Origin of the sequence: Phormidium pseudopriestleyi FRX01 (genome assembly GCF_017313335.1) — a bacterium.
GTDB classification, from domain to species: domain Bacteria; phylum Cyanobacteriota; class Cyanobacteriia; order Cyanobacteriales; family Laspinemataceae; genus Laspinema; species Laspinema pseudopriestleyi.
On the sequence record NZ_JAFLQW010000020.1, the window covers coordinates 1 to 4,528 of the forward strand.

Consider the following 4,528-nt stretch of genomic DNA (forward strand, 5'->3'; position numbering starts at 1 on the left):
CTATATAGAAGTCATCCCTGGAGGAATCGCCTGGGAATCGAGACGGCGAATCGCGACAACCGCTGGTAACGGGGGGTCATTCGGTTGTTTTGTAGGCCAGTTTGAACCCAATGGGACCTGGCGAGTCTGGATAAATTCCTCTCCCTCTACAGTCAGCATGGCGAACTCCCGAGTTTCAGTGGCGCGATTCATCCGGATTCCATTCGTTTCACCGGGATGTTGCACGGCTAAAAAGAGGGTGCGTTGGTCCGGGGTTAAAAATGGCCCGGTTGTTTCGCACTCCATTGGTCCCAACCCGAATAAATAGGCTTTGCCAGCATCGGGTCCTGATGTGGGAATGAACCATAAGGAATTATTGCCAAAGATGCCGATTTGCTGGGAAAGGCCGATCGCCTGACCCGAGTCATCAACCCGAGTGGGAACGGCACGGTTGAGTCCGCCGGTACTCATATCCGTGACCATCCATAGATTACTTCCAGCATCCACTAATAGATTATCGGGGTTAGAGAATCCGAGTCCTCCCTCAGTGGGTTCGCCACCTAGAGCCATTTTTTCCCAAGTAAAGGTTAGGGAAGCGGGTTCGTTATCGTCTTCCTTGAGGCGGAAAATCCACCCAAAGGGATAGGGAGTCTCGCCATTGGGTCCCGTAAAGATGCGGTTATCGGGGCCTCCTTCAGTTGCGGACCCTCCGGCAGTAAAGGCGATATAAAGGGAACCATCAGGAGCAATGATGGTATCTTCAGGACGGGCGGTGCAGGTGACGCCAGCCGCATTAGCCGCATAATGAGCATCGATTAAAATGGCTCCTTGTTTTTCTTCGGGGTTGCCTACATAAAGGTCATTGAGGGTTTTGAACTGTTGTTTAAAGGACTGGATTTGTTCGTCGCGATCGCCAATGAAATAACCCCCTTGGCGTTGATTCCGCTGTCTTGCAGTAGTTGGCGGTTGTCGTTGGGGTAAAGAGATGACATTTCCCACCAACTGACTGGGGAGTTGGGGGTCGATCGCCGTTTCCGGAGTTAGACGAATCCAAGTTCCGGTCCCATCAGGGTTGAACTTCGCCCCATATAGTTGACCTTCGCTCAATAATCTGGAGTTACCTTTATCCGTGGGATTGGTGACAACCCCTTGGCTAACAAATTTGTAAAGGTGACCCCCTTGGCGATCGCATCCCGAATAAAACGCCAGGGGTTTTCCGGATTCTACTCGCACTCCTACCGCTTCATGGCGATAGCGTCCCAACCAAGTGTGCTTGGTCCCATAGTCGTTGGGGTCAGTTGGGTCAATTTCCACAATCCATCCATATTTATTCCCGGCTAACCCAAATACATTGCCTTGTCCGTGCAAGCGATTAGCAGCCAAGTTAAACGGTAACTCCTCTGGAGCAAAAGAGGAGCCATCGGCATAGACGGGTTCAGGGACATGAGATTGGAAATTTTCCTCGGCACTCAATACCGTTCCCCAGGGGGTCGTACCACCGGCACAATTTCCAAAGGTGCCAATGATGCGATCGCCCAATCCATCGCGATACCCTTGCACCTGCTGTTTCTGAAAAATCTTGACTCCAGGACCTGTTACTTTTAAATAGCGACCATCTTTTAACCCAGAAATGCCGGAAATACGACGGTCTGCGGGGGAATTGGTCCTTTCCCATTGGCCTTGAGGGGTTTGTCGCAGAGAAATCACCCCGAGTCCCTGATCAATTAAGGCTTCTTCACAAATTTGCTGAATTTGGGCTTTTAGCGGGTTGCTATTGGGAAGTGCAAATGCGTTGATCACAGCGGGTGTTTCTCCCCTAGAAGCTGTAGACATTCCTGTCTTAACCGCTTCTAGGGGTAAGGGTTTCTGAATGACTAACGGATAGGTTTGCATCCAGGTACTGGCGCTGACATATTCAAAATTAATCACGAGATAGCCTTGATTGGGGGCTGTTTCGATGAAAGAGAGATAATCATTGTTATAGCCAAAACGAGAATCGCCCACGGGGTCTCCCCATTGGGCGATCGCATCGTAAGTAAACCCCTCGGGAAGAATCAGATCATCAAGGACCTCATAGGTCCGGTACGCTTCAATTTGTTGAGCCGGTGCCATGCCATCCGTGGGAACTGGCAGAGGACCTTTGATTGGCTTAAAATTGAGGCTCTTTTCTGTTGACTGTAATCCGGGGAAATTGCAAGATTGCAGAGAACTGAGGGCGACAGTCCCAGCAAATCCACTCAAAAACAGCAAAAATTCGCGACGTTTGATATTCATCATCGATGACCTGTGACGATATAGGAGACTCGCTGACCAATATTGGTCGCATGATCAGCCATCCGTTCGAGGTGACGAATCAGTAACGCCATTAATAATAGGGGTTCGACTACTCCTTTAATATCGCGCTGATTAGCAAGGATGTGATAAAGGTTATGGTAGGCATCATCTACAATCGAGTCGAGTTGCTTAATTCGTTGACCCACTTCAGCATCGAGATCGGCTAAGGCGACGAGACTGGTTGCCAGCATTGCTCTAGCTTGGTGAGACATTTCCTCAATTTCCGCCATGCAGGGATGGGGTGGATAGGGAAAGAGTTGAACGGCAATTTCGGAGATATCCTGAGCATAGTCACCAATTCGTTCTAGGTCTCGCACGAGCTGCATAAAAGCACCGAGTAAACGGGAATCCATTGCTGCGGGGGCTTGCAAGGTCATGAGCATGACGCATTCGGATTCAATTTGTCGATAAAAGCGATCGATTTGTTTGTCGAGTAAGGGAATGGCTTCGGCAGCGGACAAATCTCGGGCAAATAAAGCTTGATGACTTAGACGGAAAGAATTTTCCACTAAGGCACCCATCCGCAAGATGTCCCGCTCTAAGCGTTTTACTTTCCGCCTAAAATGAGTCAATCTAGAATTTTTACTATAGGACGAAGCAGAGAGTCCGGCTTGACTAGCCATTGGTTTTAAAAATAACCCGACAAAGGGTTAATAATTTGTGAACACTGATTTCACGGATTTTCACAGAAGAGGATGGGGCGGAAAATTAGCCCTCGCCCGACGATCGCGTGGGAGTCGCAGTTGCAACCAGGCTCCGCCGGTGTCAGGATGATTGCTGGCTTTAATGGTTCCCCCGTGAGCTTCGATGATTTGTTCGGCGATCGCCAAGCCTAGTCCCGAACCTGAACTTGGGGAATAGGGTTTGCCCTGGCTTTGAGTGGGATCAAGGGACTGTCTAGCTCGGGCTGGGTCTCCTCGGTAAAGGCGATCGAAGATATAAGGGAGATCCGACGGACTAAAGCCCGATCCTGAATCGATCATATCAATTTGGATGATTTCTCGTTCTAGGGTCGGCGGGGAGTCAGGGCTACGATCGCCCAACATCTCAGTCGCAATGATGGCTTGAATTTTCCCTTGGGGTGAACTGTAACGAATACTATTATCGAAGATATTCAAAAAGACGCGATAGAGTTTGGACTCATCTGCTTCTATGAATACCCGTTCAGGTCCAGAATACTCAAAATTGATCTGTTTCTGACGAGCTAACGGTTCTAGGGTTTGCCAAACGGACTGAATCAAGGCACAAATATCCACGGATTTGATCACCAGTTTATCCCCGGGATCAACTTCCAAATGACTCAGTTCGAGCCAGTCTTGGACCAGTTTAATCAGCCGATTCGTTTCTCCAGATAAGCGCTCGACTCGCTGACTCCAGGGCGGCTCTAACCGGCCTTGTAAGGCTTCAGCAACTAAGCTAATACTGGTGAGGGGAGTTTTCAGTTCGTGAGCTAAATCGTTCATCCAGCGATCGCGATTTTGTGCCAGGGTAACTAAGGGTTGGCGATTTTCTAAAAATACCCCGACTTGTCCCTCGCCTAGGGGCCAACTATAGCCTCGTAAGGTGAGCGATCGCGTTTTGCCCATTTCTGACCCATGTTGACAAGCGGGATGAAACACCCACTCTCGAACCTGGGGTTTTTGTTGTTGTCGAGTATTGTCAATTAGCTGATCCAATTCATAGGACCGCACGAACTTCAGTAATAGACGAGGGGAACTCGGTTCCCACTTCTGAATCTGGAGGATCTCCTGTGCTTGGGAATTGCACCAGAGTAATTGGTTTTCTTCATCGACTTGGAGATACCCGACTGGAGCAACTTGTAATAGTTGCCGTCCCTCTTCTACCTGAGCTTCTAGCTCTTGTTGCTCTTGTTTCATCCAAGCGATCGCTCGGCGCAATCGAGACATGATTGGCATATATAAGCCAAAGGAATCGACTGTCTGCCCCCCCAACCATTGCCGTAACTGCTGGCGCATCCAAAACTGCTGGCACAGCCAAAATCCAATTCCCACAGTTAGGCCCAGGAAAAATGCGACGATAGCCATTTCGCTTCCTCGATATAGAGCGCTTTGGCTTGATACTCCCTACGGATAAATCCGAGGGATTCTTAAAGAGTCCAAAGTCGGACTTTTAAAGGCGCAATCAAAACACCTCTACTGACTCCATTGAGATTGAACCCCAATTTTGCCGCTACTTTTCTCAAAATATTTGCCGC

3 protein-coding genes are annotated in these 4,528 nt (G+C 49.2%); all 3 read right to left on the reverse strand.

The genetic code is table 11. The annotated features are described in order from the left end of the window. From J0895_RS00750 to J0895_RS00760, 3 genes are read right to left on the reverse strand one after another with little or no spacing between them, the layout of a single operon-like run. Positions 1-2,256 (reverse strand): PhoX family protein, encoded by a 2,256-nt coding sequence (locus J0895_RS00750; RefSeq protein ID WP_207086239.1) that lies wholly within the window; start codon positions 2,254-2,256, stop codon positions 1-3. Further along, entirely contained in the window at positions 2,253-2,936 is a 684-nt protein-coding gene (phoU, locus tag J0895_RS00755; protein WP_207086240.1) for a phosphate signaling complex protein PhoU, read from the reverse strand. The genes J0895_RS00750 and phoU overlap by 4 nt, the downstream gene beginning before the upstream one ends. A 60-nt stretch (positions 2,937-2,996) precedes the next feature. Beyond that, the gene (locus J0895_RS00760) at positions 2,997-4,358 is read right to left on the reverse strand and encodes a sensor histidine kinase (RefSeq protein WP_207086241.1); all 1,362 of its coding nucleotides are present in this window, start codon (positions 4,356-4,358) and stop codon (positions 2,997-2,999) included. Positions 4,359-4,528 lie beyond the last annotated feature (170 nt).

Coding starts and splice junctions, on each gene's coding strand:
- J0895_RS00750 (WP_207086239.1), bottom strand. CDS start 2,256: ATGATGAATATCAAACGTCGCGAATTTTTGCTGTTTTTGAGTGGATTT.
- phoU (WP_207086240.1), bottom strand. CDS start 2,936: ATGGCTAGTCAAGCCGGACTCTCTGCTTCGTCCTATAGTAAAAATTCT.
- J0895_RS00760 (WP_207086241.1), bottom strand. CDS start 4,358: ATGGCTATCGTCGCATTTTTCCTGGGCCTAACTGTGGGAATTGGATTT.